Consider the following 12,876-nt stretch of genomic DNA (forward strand, 5'->3'; position numbering starts at 1 on the left):
CGAATTCATCCGTGAGAAGCGGCGCGACTTCGGCAAGGCTCTGGGAACGACACAGCAAGGAGCCAGCTATGGGATACACCACCGACTTCGTCGGGCACGTCGACATCGACCCCGCTCTCAACGAGGACGAGATCAACTATCTGACCGCCTTCTCGGCGTCACGCCGGTTCGACCGCGCCGGTGGGCCGTACGCCGTACCCGGCAACCCAGCGGCCGAGCAGCGTGGCGAGACCGCCATCGAGGCCTACAACCGCTCCGCGCCAGGTCAGCCTGGGCTGTGGTGCCAATGGACACCCTGCTGGGACGGCTGCTGCCTCGCGTTCGACGGGACCGAGAAGTTCTACAGCCCGGTGCGGTGGATGAGCTATCTGATCGAGCACTTCCTGAAGCCGGGCGCCCAAGCATCGAGATCGGACGATCCGCAGTTCGCCGGATTCACATTCGACCACGTTCTCGACGGGATGATCGTCGGCTGTCGACGCGACAACAAGGAGCTGTACTCGATCACGGTGACCAACAACCGAGTGCGCGAGACGGTGCTACGGCCCTCCGACACCCGATACCTCGACTACCCGCCCCTGCCCTACGAGTCGGCCATCGACCGCCAGCGCGCCGACCGGGCCCGGCGACGACGGGGAACCCAGCGGCCGGACGGCATCGCCGACCTCGCGTCACCACGATCCGGCTAGGGGGTGTGGCAAGAATGCTACGGTTGGCTACATGGGTACCGTCGCGTCTCGGGATCTTCGCAACCACACCGCTGACGTGCTTCGTCGCGTGGCCGAGGGCGAGCGTGTTGCGGTGACGGTTCACGGCGAGGTGGTCGCGGAGATCGCGCCACCGACCGACCGTCGGGCAGCCTTCCTTCGGAAGGATGAGCTGATGGCGCTGATCGAGAAGAGGCAGGCGGACTCCGGGCTTCGCGACGACCTCGAAGCCCTGGCCGGCGACACCACTGACGATCTGGGACCGATCGGGTGACGCTCAGCGGACTGTTGGACACCAGCGTCTTCATTGCCCAGGAGTCGGGACGCTCCATCGACAGCCTGCGGCTTCCGCACCACAGCTATATCTCGGTGGTCACGATCGCCGAGCTCCAGGCCGGCGTGCTCGCCGCCAAGGACACCGACACCAGATCGCGCCGAATGGCCACCCTGGACGGTCTCGCTCCTCTGATGCCATTAGCTATCGATTCGACGGCCGCGGCCCACTGGGCCCGGCTGCGAGTGCGGCTCCACGAAGAGGGGCGGCGGATCAACGTCAACGACCTGTGGATCGCGGCCGTGGCGCTCGCCAACGACCTGCCGGTCGTCACCCAGGACGATGACTTCGCCGTGCTCAACGACCTCGGCCTACTCGAGGTCATCGCTGTTTAAGGTCAGTAGCGCTCGAAGAGGCCGGCCACCCGCTCCGGAGGGTCGTAGGGCTCGGGCCAGAAGTCGGTGACCTTGGTGATCAAGCCGTCGCTGCCGAACTCGAGGAACACCTGCGCATCACCGGGCTCCTCGTCGTCGACGCGCCAGGCGAACCACACCACCGCGCGCTCGGCGTCGCCGATCACCACCTTCGGCGTCAGGTGCCAGTCGCCCGGGTAGGTCTCGTTGAACTTCCGGTACGCCGCCCGGCCGCGGATCCGCTCCCGGGTCTGCGGCATCTCGTAGACGACGTCCTCGCTCAGCAGCGCCGCCCAACCGTCCCAGTCCCGAGCCTCCAGGCGCTCGACCAGCTCCCGCGCCACCCCCGCCGTGTCAGTCATGCCAGCGACCGTACCCAGCAGCACCGACAATGAAGCATGACTCCGAGACCGCTGCTGCTCGCCGCAGTCCTGCTCGGCCTCGCCGTAGTGCCCTTCCCGCAACCGCTCGCCTCGGCGTCGTGTGCGGCGCCGTACCTCAAACTCAATGAGCGGCCGGTCCTTGAGCGCGGCGCTACCGCGACGGTCGAGGGGCGCGCCTTCGTCGACGGCTGTCGGGACAGTATGAGCTGCTCGGAGGGCCTGGGTTGCGACTCCTGCGAGTACGACGACCCGCCCCCGAAGCCGCTGACGGACGTGGTGCTACGGCTGGTGCAGGGCGACCGAAAGTGGCGACTCGACGTCGCGGACGCGGGCACGGCGGACGACAACCAGCAGGGCCACGTGACCTGGACCTTCAAGCTCCCCGCGGACGCAAAGCCGGGCCCGGCGAAGCTGGCCGCGGACCACGCCCACCCGGTCCAGATCCGGGTCCGCTGACCGCCGACCTCGGTAACGCCGAGCTAGCCGCCGTCGCGGATCACGGCAAGGACCCGCGGCAGTACCTGACAGAACTCGCCACCACCCCACGAGTCGACCAGTCCGCCCGCTCGCTCGAGCGAGTCCCAGAGCGGCTCGGACGATCGGACGATCTCCGCTGCGTGAACCTCGTCCACGCCGAGCGTCGCTTGCACTGCGGCGACGACCTCATGACGCGACTCTTCGGGCATGTCATTCAGCGGATCGCGATTCATGTTCGACAGTCTCCTGTGTCGACAAAACTCCGCGACGCGTGGTCAGTCGACGCTGAGTGGCAGCAACTTCCGGCCGGTCGGGCCGATCCGGATCTCGGTGTTCATCTCGGGGCCAGATGGACAACACGAACAGAAGCATCCAGCGCCATTTGGGACGCACTCAGCTGCCGATGAGCGATCACATGCGGATCCCCGTCAGTTCGACGAGTGCGAGGTTATTCGCGAGCCCGCAGGAAGGTCCTCGGGAAGCGCTCCGGACAGGAGCACACACGGTCCTTCGCCTGGCTCGTCTGCCACGGGAAAGTCCAATTGAGCTTCGTACAGGGCGGGCTCGCTGTCACCAGGGCGTAGCACCTCAGCGAGGAAGGGGGTCACGAGTGTTCCTGCCGCTGGGCTACTAGGCCCCGCCACGAGCGCTCCGAAGACCGTGATGAACCCGCCTTCCCGCTTGCCGCTCGGCTCGTAGATCCGACCGTCGCTAACGAACTCAATCAACCCGGCTCCGCGGCTTTGTCCACACGGTGATGGTCTCACCTCAGGCATCCGACCGCGCCTTGGTTTCGAGACGGTCGCTGAGCGACCTCCTCAACCGGCGGCACCAGGTCAGACCACGCTGAGAGGCAGCAGCTTCTGGCCGGTGGGGCCGATCTGGATCTCGGTGTTCATCTCGGGGCAGACGCCGCAGTCGTAGCAGGGGGTCCAGCGGCAGTCCTCGACCTCGCCGACGTCCTCGCCGTCGGCCTGGGCGAGGGCGTCCTCCCAGTCGGCCCACAGCCAGTCCTTGTCGAGGCCGGAGTCGAGGTGGTCCCAGGGCAGGATCTCGTCGTACTCCCGCTCTCGGATGGTGTACCAGTCGAGGTCGACACCGGACAGCGCCTGCTCGCAGGCCGCGACCCAGCGGTCGTAGGAGAAGTGCTCGCTCCAGCCGTCGAACCGGCCGCCGTCACGCCAGACCTGTTCGATGACGGCGCCGACCCGGCGGTCGCCGCGGGAGAGCAGGCCTTCGATGATGCCGGGCTTGCCGTCGTGGTAGCGGAAGCCGATCGCGCGGCCGAACTTCTTGTCCTGACGGACGGTGTCGCGCAGCTGCTGCAGCCGGTCGTCGGTGGTCTCGTGGTCAAGCTGCGCGGCCCACTGGAACGGAGTGTGCGGCTTCGGCACGAACCCGCCGATCGACACCGTGCAGCGGATGTCGTTGCGGCCGGACACCTCGCGCCCCTTGGCGATCACCTTCTTCGCCAGGTCCGCGATGGCGAGTACGTCCTCGTCTGTCTCGGTCGGCAGGCCGCACATGAAGTAGAGCTTCACCTGCCGCCAGCCGTGGGAGTACGCCGTCGCAACGGTGCGGATCAGGTCCTCCTCGGTGACCATCTTGTTGATCACCCTGCGCATACGCTCGCTGCCGCCTTCGGGCGCGAAGGTCAGCCCCGAGCGCCGACCGTTGCGGGAGAACTCGTTGGCCAGCGTGATGTTGAAGGCGTCCACCCGCGTCGACGGCAGGCTCAGGCTCACGTTGGAGCCTTCGTAGCGGTCCGCGAGACCCTTCGCGACGTCGCCGATCTCGGTGTGGTCGGCGCTGGACAGCGACAGCAGGCCGACCTCCTCGAAGCCGGACTTGCGGATGCCGTTCTCCACCATGTCGCCGATGGTGTTGATCGAGCGCTCGCGCACCGGCCGGGTGATCATCCCGGCCTGGCAGAACCGGCAGCCGCGGGTGCAGCCGCGGAAGATCTCGACGCTGAACCGCTCGTGCACGGTCTCGGCGAGCGGCACCAGCGGCTTCGCCGGGTACGGCCAGGCGTCGAGGTCCATCAGGGTGTGCTTGGCGACCCGCCACGGCACGCCCTGGACATTTGGTGTGTACGACGAGATCGCAGCTCCGCCACCAGCAGCCCCGCCGTACGCGACGTCGTAGAACTTCGGGACGTAGACGCCGCCGCTCACCGCCAGCCGGCGCAGCAGCTCGTCACGGGCGCTCGGCATCTCGCCGGCCGGGCAGCCCTGCGCCTTCCACTCGCGGATCACCTCGGAGATCGCGAGCACGACCTCCTCGCCGTCGCCGAGCACCGCGGCGTCCAGGAAGTCGGCGATCGGCTCCGGGTTGAACGCGGCGTGGCCGCCGGCGAGCACGATCGGGTCGGCGTCTGTGCGGTCCACGGCGTGCAGCGGGATCTGCGCCAGGTTGAGCGCATTGAGCATGTTGGTGTAGCCCAGCTCGGTCGAGAAGCTCAGGCCGAGTACGTCGAAGGCGCGCACCGGCCGGTGACTGTCGACGGTGAACTGCGGGATCGGGCCGTGCTGGTCGCCGTCGCGGAGCACCTGCTCCATGTCCGGCCACACCGCGTAGGTCCGCTCGGCGACGATCCAGTCGCGCTCGTTCAGCACCTCGTAAAGGATCTGAACGCCCTGGTTGGGCAGGCCGACCTCGTAGGCGTCGGGGTACATCAGCGCCCACCGCACCGTGGGCCCGTCCGGCGCACAGTCCCAGTCCTTCAGGGTCGAGTTCAGCTCGCCACCGACGTACTGGATCGGCTTCTGCACCGACGGCAGCTTCGGCTCCAAGCGCGCGAAGACGCTCTCGACGGACACAGGCTCGACAGGCACAGCCTCGACGGACACGGGCACCTCAGGGTGAGTTGGGGACGACTCACCAGGGTACGGCGGTCGCCGCGGCCGCGCACATCGCGACTCAGCCCTTGACGTAGCTGTACTTCTCGCAGATCTTTCCGTCGCGGAACCGGATCACGTCGACACCGCGCGTGTGGCCGGGCGTCTCGCCGGCCCACGCGTAGGTCCAGCGGACCACGGCACGGTCACCGGAGACGAACGACTCCTCTTCGGTGAACGCCATGCCCGGCGTCCCCATCACCTCGCGCCACGCGGCGGCGACCGCCTCCCTGCCATCGACGCGCAGCCCGTCGGGAGCCGGGCTCGTGCTCTCGAAGGCGATGTCGTCGGTGATCAGCTCCATCGCGGCGGACAGGTCGCCGGCCCCGAAGGCGTCACCGAACCGGGCGAGTACGGCGTGGTTCCGGCCCCAGTGGCCGTCGCGGCCGAACCTCGCGAGCAGGTCGCGCTGCGGGTCGCCGCCGAGCGCGAGCTGGGGTCCGGTCGCACCGCCCTCGCGGTACATCGCCTCGCGCTCCACGAACCAGTCCGCGACCGCGTGCACCAGCATCGGGTCCATCCTGGTGTCGCCACCGGTCGCGGCAGCAAGATCCCAACCGTGGACGAGGTGGTCGGCGGCAAGCTGGAGCGCGTACTCGGCCACCTGCTCCTCGCCGTACGACAGGTGCACGGTGCCGCCTTCCGCCAGCCTTCTCGCGGTGGCGGGTACCGCTTCGCGGGCGGCAGCCAGCGACCTGCCGACCGGATCGTCGCCGAGCTGGTCACCTTCGAAGGCGGCTCCCACCTCCTCGACCGTGCTGCCCTTCATGAGCGGCACCGTCCACAGATCCTCGTAGGTCACGTGGTTGACCAGCTCGCGCACCGTCCACTCGCGGCATGGCGTCGGGTCGCCCCACTGGTCGTCCTTGACCGCGTTGACTCGATCCGCCCACGCCTCGACGGTGCGGTGGTAGAGCGTGTTCACATCCATCAGCTGCCTCCCTCTTGATGTCAGGCCTCTTGGATCAGGCCGGTCTCGAAGGCGAGCTCGGCCTGGTGCAGCCACCACGGGAGGGCGGCACGTTCACGATCGCGGACCTCAGGGTCCGGATGGTCGACGATGTCGAGGGCCTTGTTCCACCCCAGCCAGGTCAGACCACTCAGCAGTCCCAGCCGCAGCGCCGCATCGTCGTACGCCGGTCCGGCGGCCTCGCGGTGCACCGCGAGCAGGTCGTCGAAGCCGAGTGTCATGAGATGCGCGCAACCGGCCAACAACCGGCCGACGTCGAGCTCCGCGGGGCCGCGGGTCGCTATCCCCCAGTCGATCAGCACCAATCCCGGATCCAGTGCCATGTTCACCGTGGACAGGTCGCCGTGCAGGAGCGTCGCGGGCAGTCGCTCCAGCGCCGCGACCAGCGGGGTCACGTCCTGGGCCAGCGCGAGCACCCGCTGCCCCACCTCGCCTGGTGCGACCTCGGCGAACAGCTCCCAGCCGCGCAGGGCGAAGTTGACGAGCTGGTTGCCGGCCAGCGGACGGATCCGGGCGGGCTGGAAGAGCCCCACGACGTCAGACAGCGGCATCAGGCCGTCGAGCTCGCGGCCCAGGTAGGCCGCGTGCAGGTCCGCAACGGCGCACAGCACCGTGCTGATCTGGCCGGCCGAAAGCGTGTCCTTCCAGGTGAACACCCGGTCACCGAGGTCGCGCATCACGAGCACGCCATGTCCGGCGTCGTCGTACCAGCTGGCCAGGATCGGGTGGGCGACGCTGGCCGGGAGACCATCGAGCAGGCCGCTCTGATGGAGGTCCACCTCGCGCCCCGAGGAATCGTCGACGAGCCGCATCACCACATCGGTTGCCGGATCGAATCGCTTGACGATGACGGTCCGTCCGTCAGCGAGGCGCACGCGCTCCAGCGTCGCACCGGAACGGCCGTCGTCGTTGACCGGTGCGCGATCCACTGCTGCCTGCAGGATCGCCGGATCCACACAACCATCGTGGCCCTCCGCGTCCCTGCGAACAGCCCCAGAGCCTTACGGGCCGGTGACGGATAGTCACATTGGGCCGTGCTGCAACTTGACCACGGCGATCTCCCGGTCGGTGCGCTCGGCGTACTTCGCATAGTTCGGCCAGACCTTGAGCATCCGCTGCCAGGCCTCGGCGCGCTCGTCGCCCGACAGCCGGACGGCCGAGCAGACGGCACGGCGCCCGCGGTACTCGACCTCGGCCCGGTCGGCCGCGAGCAGGTTGCCGAGCCAGGCCGGCGGCTTGGGCTGGCCCCAGTTCGATCCGGCCACCAGCCATCCGCCGTCGACCGGGACGCACAGCAGCGGTGTCGTGCGGATGATCCCCGACCTGCGGCCCGGCACGATGAGGAAGAGCTCGGGGATTCCGGAGAGCGTCAGCAGCGTCAGCCGGCCGCGGCTCAGCCTGCGCAGCAGTCGGTCCAGCGCCGGGATCCAGCGGCCGCCAATTCGGGGCAGCCAGGGCTGCCCGCCCAGCCAGATGGCGAGCGCGCGAAACGGGTTCATAGTCGGTGACCCTAGTGAACGTGTCGAGTCAGATCCCGGTAGTCACAACGGGCAGTAGCGGGCGAGGCGCTGGCCGGGGACAGTGGAGAGATGCACGCATGGCGAGCTCGGGTTGCCTTCGACGGGGAGCGGTTCCTCGACGGCGGCGCCACCGTGCTGGTCGAGGGCGAGGAGATCGTCGGCGTCGAGCCGGCGGCGTACGACGTCCCGCACGACTGTGCGGTCACCGAGTTCGAGGGCACGCTGCTGCCCGGCCTGTTCGACTGCCACGTGCATCTGGTTGCGGACGGCACCGTCGGCGGCCTGGAGCGTGTCGGTGAGTACGACGACGCAACCCTGGACCGAGTCATCGTCGAGTCGCTGTCGGCCCAGGTGGCGATGGGCGTGACCACCGTCCGCGACCTCGGCGACACCGGCTACCGGACACTCGCGCACCGTCTCGACCCCGGCCTGCCGCGTGTGGTGGCCGCCGGTCCCCCGCTGACCGTGCCGGACGGGCACTGCCACTTCCTCGGCGGCGTGGTGACCGCGGACGGGATCAAGGACGCGATCGCCGAGCACGCGGACCGCGGCGTGGACGTGGTCAAGGTGATGGCCTCCGGCGGGATGCTGACTCCGGGCACCGACGTACTCGGCATCCAGTTCGACCCCGCCGAGCTCCGGCAGCTGGTCGAGATCGCCCACGACCTCGGTCTGTCCGTGCTCGCCCACGCGCACTCGCTGGCCGGCATCCAGCACGCGATCGCAGCCGGCGTCGACGGCATCGAGCACTTCACCGGCCTCACCGCGGAGGGCGTCCAACTGCCCGACGCCGTGCTCAGCCTGGTCGCCGCCGGCGGCATCGTCGTCGATCCCACTCTGGGCACCGATCTCGCCAAGCTCGCCGAGATCGGCGAGCCGCCACCGGCCATCAAGGCGGTGATGGAGCGGCTCGGCCTGGACCCGATGGACATGTTCGAGGGCCGGATCGCGCTGCTGTCCCGCTTCCGCGAGTACGACGTACGCCTGGTCACCGGTACCGACGCCGGGATCGGGCCACCCAAGCAGCACGGCAACGCCTGGCTCGCGGTCATGGATCTGGTCCGCGGCGGCTACCCCGTCGACGAGGCGCTTGCCACGGCCACCAGCGGCGCCGCCGACGCCTGCGACCTCACCGGCATCACCGGCCGGATGGCGCCCGACCATCTGGCCGACCTGCTCGCCGTCGACGGCGACCTGCGGACGGACCCGAACGCTCTCGGCCGACCCGCGACGGTGATGGTGCGCGGCTTGCAAGGCTGAGGGCTGTTGTGGGCTCGGGGCTTTGACTACCGATTTGCGTGGTTACTGTCGGCGGTGGTTGCGGTACCTGGTTCGGCTGCTTTTCGACTTACGGTTTGCTCGGGTCAACGGTCTGTGGTTGCGGTTTCCAAACCTTTGACTATCGCTCGAACGTATGTACAGTTGACGTAGTCAGTCATCGTCGGTACACCATGGGGGAGGTGCCGGAGGAATGCTCGTCAATTCACCACATCCGGTGCTCGCCTGTGCCGCTGCTATTGAGGCCGCGTTGCAGGACGTTAACGGCGTCGAACCGGCTTTCATGCGGACTTCGGAGAAGGCCGATGCGCTGCTCGCCCTCGCCCGGCTGGAGACTCAGCTGGCCGCGTTGCGGCTGAAGGTGATGGCCGCCGCGGACGACGTCGCCGAGGAGTCCGGGGCGCGTGATGTGGCGGCCTGGCTGGCCCATGAATCTCACGATGCCCCGGCCGCTTGTCGGGCCGACCTGCATCTCGGCACCGCACTTGACTCCCGGTGGACCCGCTTGGCGGCCGGCATCACGGCCGGTGCGGTGAACCTGGCCCAGGCCCGGGTGATCGCCCGCGCTCTCGACGAGCTGCCCGACGATCTCGACCCGGCGCTGCTGGTGCAGGCCGAGGAGCACCTGGTCGAGGCCGCCGGCGAGTACCGGCCCGACCAGTTGCGGGTGCTGAGTCGGCGGATCCTCGACGTGATCGCGCCCGAGATCGGCGAAGCCGAGGAAGCCAAGCAGCTCGCGCGGGAGGAAGAACGCGCCTGGGAGACCACCAGCCTCACCCTGACCAGGCGCGGAGACGGCACCACCCGCCTGACTGGCCTCCTGCCCGACGCGGCCGCGGTCCGGCTGGCCACCTACCTCGACGCCTTCACCTCACCCCGCCAGCAGTCCACCACCGCCATGCCACAGCATCGCGCGCGGGGGCAGGCGTTCTGCGCACTGCTGGAGCACCTCGACCCGGCCAAGCTCCCCGACCACGGCGGCGACGCCACCACAGTCATGGTCACCATTGACCACGCTGCACTCGCCAAGGACCTCGCGGCCGCCGCCGGGTTGGTCGGCACCGACGACAAGATCACCGCCGCCCAAGCCCGACGGCTCGCCTGCACCGCCCAGATCATCCCCGTCGTGCTCGGCGGGAAGTCCGAGATCCTCGACCTCGGCCGCACCCGGCGCCACTTCTCACCCGCCCAGCGCAAAGCCCTCCGACTTCGTGACCAGCGGTGCCGCGGCGAGAATTGTACGGTTCCGGCATCGTGGTGTGAGGCCCATCATTGGAAGCCATGGTCAAAAGACGGAAAGACCAACCTCGCCGACGGAATCCTGCTTTGCAGTCACCACCATCACCGAGCACACGACAATCGCTATTCATCGGAACGAATGCCCAACGGCGATATCCGATTCCACCGGAGAAACTAATAGACCGCAACCACAGACCGTTGACCACAACGGCGCGCAAGAATAGGCGACCACACTGAGTTGTACCGCAACCAAAAGACAACGGTAACCACGTAACTCGGTAGTCACCTCGAGCCAAGAAGCCCAGGCATGGATGCCACCGGGGTTGGCACGCGCGACGACGTCACTTAGGGTTGCCTAACCTAAGTCTCGGGAGGAATCCGCATGACCACGCGCCCCACGCTTCGCCGTACCGCTCCCCTGGCCGTCGCCGCGCTCGCACTCGGCCTGCTCGCCAGCTGCTCGGCTGACGAGAGCGACGCCAACACCAACTCCGAGAACAAGGCCGCCACCGAACCCGGCTATGTCCAGACCAACCTGGTCGCGAACTGGGAGGCGTACCACCCGCAGATCGTCGAGCCGGAGCTGGAGAACGCCTGGGGTATCTCGCTGCGGCCGGCCGGAGCGGGCGGGCACTTCTGGATCACCGCGCAGGCCAGCGGCAAGTCTTTCGAGTATGTCGGCGACGTCGGCGGCAAGAAGCTGTTCCAGGACGAGCTCAAGGAGGTGACGATCCCGGAGGTCGCGGCGGACACCGGACCCACCGGCACGGTCTTCAACGAGAAGGGCGACGGGTTTGTGATCACCCAGAAGCTCGAGGATGCCCCTGCCGGTGAGGACAGCATCACCGCGCCGGCCAAGTTCCTCTTCGCCACCGACTCCGGGATCGTCACCGCCTGGACCGAGCGCGAGAACGAGGACGGGACCAAGTCGTTCCCGGCCACCTCGGAGATCGTGTTCAACCAGTCCAAGCAGGGCTCGTCGTTCCTCGGCATGGCCATCACGCCGGCCAACGACAAGATCCTGCTCGCCGACTTCGGCGAGAGGCCCGGCCTGGTTGTGGTCGACGACAAGTTCCAGGTGGTCAAGAGCCCCGGCTTCCAGAGCCCGTTCTCGAAGGAGTACCAGCCCTTCAACGTGCAGACCATCGGCGAGTCGATCTTCGTCACCTACGCCGCGTGGGGCTCGCCAGGCGAGGAAGAGCCGGCTCCGGGCGAGGGCAGGCTCGCGGAGTTCTCGGCGGACGGCAAGCTGATCGCCGAGTGGGAGGGCGGCAAGTACCTCAACGCTCCGTGGGGCGTCACCCAGGCACCGGAGAGCGGCTTCGGCGAGTACGACGGCGCGCTGCTGGTCTCCAACTTCGGTGACGGCACCATCGCCGCACTCGACCCGGAGACGCACCAGGCGATCGACTTCCTGCGCCGGCCGGACGGTCACCGGGTGGAGATCGACGGGCTGTGGGACATCAAGTTCGGCAACGGCAAGAGCCTCGGCCGCGACGACGCCCTCTACTTCGCGGCCGGACCAGGCCCTGAGGCGGACGGCATCTTCGGCCGCCTGACCTGGGAGAAGTAGCTGCCTCATAGGCTTCGGGCATGACAGCCACCGCGACGCTTCGCCGCAACAGCTGGACGAACTGGACCACGGCGGTCCCGATCGTGGCTGCGGTGGTGCTGGCAGCGACCTGGGGCCGCTACCCACCCGACTGGGTGCTCGTGATCGTCGGGTTGGCGCTGATCGGTGCCGTGCTGGCCGCCGTACAGCACGCCGAGGTGGTTGCCCACCGGGTCGGCGAGCCGTTCGGGTCGCTGCTGCTCGCGGTGGCGGTGACGGTCATCGAGGTCGCGCTCATCGTGACCCTGATGGTGTCCGGCGGCAAGGACACCTCGTCACTTGCCCGGGACACCGTCTTCGCGGCGGTGATGATCAGCGTCAACGGCATCGTCGGACTGGTGCTGCTGGTGAGTGCGCTGCGCCACCACCTTGCGGTCTTCAACCCGGAAGGCACCGGCGCCGCGCTGGCGACGGTGATCACGCTCGCGAGCGTCTGCCTGGTGCTGCCGACGTTCACGGTCACCACGCCCGGCCCGGAGTTCACGCCAGGCCAGCTGGCGTTCGCGGCGATCGCGTCGCTCGCCCTATACGGCCTGTTCGTGTTCACCCAGACCGTGCGGCACCGCGACTTCTTCCTGCCGGTCGACAAGGACGGCGTCACGCTCAACGACGAGGACCAGGACGGCCACGCCGACCCGCCCTCGGACCGCACCGCGCTGGCCAGCCTCGGCCTGTTGCTGGTCTCCCTGGTCGCCGTCGTCGGCCTGGCCAAGGTCGAGTCGCCGGCGATCGAGGACGCCGTCGCCGCCGCCGGCTTCCCGCATGCCTTCGTCGGCGTGGTGATCGCACTGCTGGTACTGCTGCCGGAGACGATCGCCGCGGTCCGCGCGGCCGCCCGCGAGGAGGTGCAGATCGGCCTCAACCTCGCCTTCGGCTCCGCAATGGCTTCGATCGGGCTGACCATCCCCACCATCGCGGTTGCCTCGATCTGGCTCGATGGTCCGCTCACGCTCGGACTGGACCCGATGCAGATCGTGCTGCTGATGACCACCGTCGTGGTGGCCGTGCTCACCGTCGTACCGGGCCGCGCCAAGCCGCTGCAAGGCGGCGTACACCTGGTGCTCCTCGCGGCGTTCGTCTTCCTGTCGATCTCTCCGTAGGGC

The 12,876-nt window shown here is 68.4% G+C and carries 14 protein-coding genes; 8 read left to right on the forward strand and 6 right to left on the reverse strand.

Translation table 11 applies throughout. The annotated features are described in order from the left end of the window. Window positions 1–68 precede the first annotated feature (68 nt). Genes DDV73_RS06785 through DDV73_RS06795 form a run of 3 tightly spaced genes read left to right on the forward strand, consistent with a single transcriptional unit; the run spans window position 69 to window position 1,376 of the window. Window positions 69–689, forward strand: a complete 621-nt coding sequence (locus DDV73_RS06785; protein WP_109506495.1) for a hypothetical protein — start codon at window positions 69–71, stop codon at window positions 687–689. 31 nt (window positions 690–720) lie between these two features. Next, window positions 721–981 carry a type II toxin-antitoxin system Phd/YefM family antitoxin gene (locus tag DDV73_RS06790; protein WP_109506496.1) on the forward strand — a complete coding sequence of 87 codons (261 nt, stop codon included), beginning with the start codon at window positions 721–723 and terminating at the stop codon, window positions 979–981. After that, complete coding sequence (locus DDV73_RS06795; protein ID WP_206050752.1) at window positions 978–1,376, forward strand: type II toxin-antitoxin system VapC family toxin; 399 nt, start codon at window positions 978–980, stop codon at window positions 1,374–1,376. Before DDV73_RS06790 ends, DDV73_RS06795 begins: the two co-directional genes overlap by 4 nt. A gap of 2 nt (window positions 1,377–1,378) precedes the next feature. On the opposite strand, the gene DDV73_RS06800 is transcribed toward DDV73_RS06795, so the two are convergent. Further along, window positions 1,379–1,756: a nuclear transport factor 2 family protein gene (locus DDV73_RS06800; RefSeq protein ID WP_109506600.1), complete on the reverse strand. Its 378-nt coding sequence runs from the start codon at window positions 1,754–1,756 to the stop codon at window positions 1,379–1,381. A 36-nt stretch (window positions 1,757–1,792) separates the two neighbouring features. Here DDV73_RS06800 and DDV73_RS06805 point away from each other — a divergent pair, with 36 nt between their 5' ends. Further along, window positions 1,793–2,233, forward strand: coding sequence for a hypothetical protein (locus DDV73_RS06805; protein ID WP_109506497.1), 441 nt, complete (start codon window positions 1,793–1,795; stop codon window positions 2,231–2,233). A gap of 23 nt (window positions 2,234–2,256) precedes the next feature. On the opposite strand, the gene DDV73_RS06810 is transcribed toward DDV73_RS06805, so the two are convergent. The 5 genes from DDV73_RS06810 to DDV73_RS06830 form a co-directional block, all read right to left on the reverse strand. Beyond that, complete coding sequence (locus DDV73_RS06810) at window positions 2,257–2,487, reverse strand: hypothetical protein (RefSeq protein WP_109506498.1); 231 nt, start codon at window positions 2,485–2,487, stop codon at window positions 2,257–2,259. Between the two features lie 603 nt (window positions 2,488–3,090). After that, complete coding sequence (locus DDV73_RS06815; RefSeq protein WP_109506601.1) at window positions 3,091–5,076, reverse strand: TIGR03960 family B12-binding radical SAM protein; 1,986 nt, start codon at window positions 5,074–5,076, stop codon at window positions 3,091–3,093. 100 nt (window positions 5,077–5,176) lie between these two features. Beyond that, complete coding sequence (locus DDV73_RS06820; RefSeq protein ID WP_109506499.1) at window positions 5,177–6,085, reverse strand: TIGR03086 family metal-binding protein; 909 nt, start codon at window positions 6,083–6,085, stop codon at window positions 5,177–5,179. 20 nt (window positions 6,086–6,105) lie between these two features. Further along, the gene (locus DDV73_RS06825) at window positions 6,106–7,080 is read right to left on the reverse strand and encodes a phosphotransferase (RefSeq protein ID WP_109506500.1); all 975 of its coding nucleotides are present in this window, start codon (window positions 7,078–7,080) and stop codon (window positions 6,106–6,108) included. Window positions 7,081–7,146: 66 nt separating this feature from the next. After that, a complete protein-coding gene (locus tag DDV73_RS06830; RefSeq protein ID WP_109506501.1) occupies window positions 7,147–7,623 on the reverse strand; it encodes a nitroreductase family deazaflavin-dependent oxidoreductase in 477 nt (158 codons plus the stop codon). Between the two features lie 90 nt (window positions 7,624–7,713). Between DDV73_RS06830 and DDV73_RS06835 the strand changes: the two genes are divergently transcribed. From DDV73_RS06835 to DDV73_RS06850, 4 genes are all read left to right on the forward strand, one after another. Then, entirely contained in the window at window positions 7,714–8,904 is a 1,191-nt protein-coding gene (locus DDV73_RS06835) for an amidohydrolase family protein (protein ID WP_109506502.1), read from the forward strand. A gap of 301 nt (window positions 8,905–9,205) precedes the next feature. Next, window positions 9,206–10,339, forward strand: a complete 1,134-nt coding sequence (locus DDV73_RS06840) for an HNH endonuclease signature motif containing protein (protein ID WP_240617160.1) — start codon at window positions 9,206–9,208, stop codon at window positions 10,337–10,339. 204 nt (window positions 10,340–10,543) lie between these two features. After that, complete coding sequence (locus DDV73_RS06845; RefSeq protein WP_109506504.1) at window positions 10,544–11,734, forward strand: TIGR03118 family protein; 1,191 nt, start codon at window positions 10,544–10,546, stop codon at window positions 11,732–11,734. 20 nt (window positions 11,735–11,754) lie between these two features. Continuing rightward, on the forward strand, window positions 11,755–12,873 hold the full coding sequence (locus DDV73_RS06850) for a calcium:cation antiporter (RefSeq protein ID WP_109506505.1): 1,119 nt from the start codon (window positions 11,755–11,757) through the stop codon (window positions 12,871–12,873). The last annotated feature ends 3 nt before the right edge of the window (window positions 12,874–12,876 follow it).

The sequence above is a fragment of the Nocardioides speluncae genome (genome assembly GCF_003121585.1).
Lineage (GTDB): Bacteria > Actinomycetota > Actinomycetes > Propionibacteriales > Nocardioidaceae > Nocardioides > Nocardioides speluncae.

Coding starts and splice junctions, on each gene's coding strand:
- DDV73_RS06785 (WP_109506495.1), top strand. CDS start 69: ATGGGATACACCACCGACTTCGTCGGGCACGTCGACATCGACCCCGCT.
- DDV73_RS06790 (WP_109506496.1), top strand. CDS start 721: ATGGGTACCGTCGCGTCTCGGGATCTTCGCAACCACACCGCTGACGTG.
- DDV73_RS06800 (WP_109506600.1), bottom strand. CDS start 1,756: ATGACTGACACGGCGGGGGTGGCGCGGGAGCTGGTCGAGCGCCTGGAG.
- DDV73_RS06805 (WP_109506497.1), top strand. CDS start 1,793: ATGACTCCGAGACCGCTGCTGCTCGCCGCAGTCCTGCTCGGCCTCGCC.
- DDV73_RS06810 (WP_109506498.1), bottom strand. CDS start 2,487: ATGAATCGCGATCCGCTGAATGACATGCCCGAAGAGTCGCGTCATGAG.
- DDV73_RS06820 (WP_109506499.1), bottom strand. CDS start 6,085: ATGGATGTGAACACGCTCTACCACCGCACCGTCGAGGCGTGGGCGGAT.
- DDV73_RS06830 (WP_109506501.1), bottom strand. CDS start 7,623: ATGAACCCGTTTCGCGCGCTCGCCATCTGGCTGGGCGGGCAGCCCTGG.
- DDV73_RS06835 (WP_109506502.1), top strand. CDS start 7,714: ATGCACGCATGGCGAGCTCGGGTTGCCTTCGACGGGGAGCGGTTCCTC.
- DDV73_RS06840 (WP_240617160.1), top strand. CDS start 9,206: ATGCGGACTTCGGAGAAGGCCGATGCGCTGCTCGCCCTCGCCCGGCTG.
- DDV73_RS06845 (WP_109506504.1), top strand. CDS start 10,544: ATGACCACGCGCCCCACGCTTCGCCGTACCGCTCCCCTGGCCGTCGCC.
- DDV73_RS06850 (WP_109506505.1), top strand. CDS start 11,755: ATGACAGCCACCGCGACGCTTCGCCGCAACAGCTGGACGAACTGGACC.